The sequence below is a fragment of the Streptomyces sp. 13-12-16 genome, assembly GCF_002114215.1.
Lineage (GTDB): Bacteria > Actinomycetota > Actinomycetes > Streptomycetales > Streptomycetaceae > Streptomyces.
This window is the reverse complement of the sequence record NZ_NCTE01001264.1, coordinates 1-1,136: the sequence shown is the minus strand read 5'-3', so window position 1 is coordinate 1,136 and position 1,136 is coordinate 1. Positions and strand designations below refer to the sequence as shown.

Genomic DNA, 1,136 nt, shown 5'->3' with positions numbered 1-1,136 from the left:
GACCTGCTGCTGTGGCGGCTGCGCGACCACCCGGACCTGGCGGACTTCGTGGACCGCGCGATCGGCCCGGTGCTGGACCACGACCGCCGTTCCAAGCCGCCGTTGCTGCCCACCCTGGAGACCTACCTGGCGCACGCCGGACGCAAGGCGGAGACGGCCCGCGAACTCCACCTGAACCGGCAGACGCTCTACAACAGGCTCGCCCGCATCGGCGAGTTGCTGGCCACCGACCTCGACGACCCGCACACGGTCCTGGCCCTGTCCCTGGCCCTGCGCGCCCGCCGACACGTGCCCTGACCCCGGAAGCCCGCCTCAGCACAACCCGCACCGGCGAGTCACCGGCCACCACCCCCGACGACCCGCACACGGCCCTGGCCCTGCGCGCCCGCCGACACCTGCCCCGGACCCGGAAGCCACCGCCTCAGAGCGGTCTGAGTTGCGTCAGCTCGTCGTACACGCTGAGCACTTGGGCGACCGTCTGGTCCTCGGTCGGCCAGGTGGCGGCCTGCCGCACCCCGCGTTCCCTGAGCAGTTCCCGGCGGTCGGGATCGTCCAGCAGTCGTACGACGGCGTCCGCGAGCGCCCGCGCGTTGCCGTACGGCACGAGTTCGGCGGCGTCGCCGACGAGTTCGGGGATGCCGCCCACCTCGGTCGCGACGAGCGGCACGCGCGCGTGGAGGGCCTCCTGGGCGAGCGGGGAGCGCGACTCCCACCGGCTCGGCAGCAGCGCGATGTCGGCGGCGGCCAGCAGATCGGTGATGTCGTCGCGCCGGCCGATGAGCCGGACCGGCAGTTCCTCCTCCTCGATCCTGCGCTGGAGTTCGCCGCGCAGCGACCCTTCTCCGGCGAGCACCACCAGCGGTACGGGATCGAGGCGCCGCCACGCGTGTGCGGCGTCCAGCAGGACGTCGTAGCCCCGGTGGCGTTCGAGGGAGCCGACGGCGATGAGCAACGGGCGGCCGGTGGCGCCGAGTTCGGCCCGGATCTTGGGCCGCAGCCGGTCGGGGTCGTCCGGCACCGGGGAGGTGCGGGGCCCGGGGAGGGACACGGCGGCCAGCCGGGCGTCCCGCGCGCCCGTGCGGCGCGCCCGGTCGACGAGGGCGGAGGTCGTCCCGAGCACCACGGTGGCCGCCTTG

The 1,136-nt window shown here is 74.7% G+C and carries 2 protein-coding genes; one reads left to right on the top strand and one right to left on the bottom strand.

The features are described from left to right. The coding region (locus B7767_RS38895; RefSeq protein ID WP_143652900.1) for a CdaR family transcriptional regulator at positions 1-297 on the top strand (297 nt) is incomplete at its 5' end. A 124-nt stretch (positions 298-421) separates the two neighbouring features. Here B7767_RS38895 and B7767_RS38890 read toward each other — a convergent pair. Continuing rightward, the coding region (locus B7767_RS38890; protein ID WP_143652899.1) for a glycosyltransferase family 4 protein at positions 422-1,136 on the bottom strand (715 nt) is incomplete at its 5' end.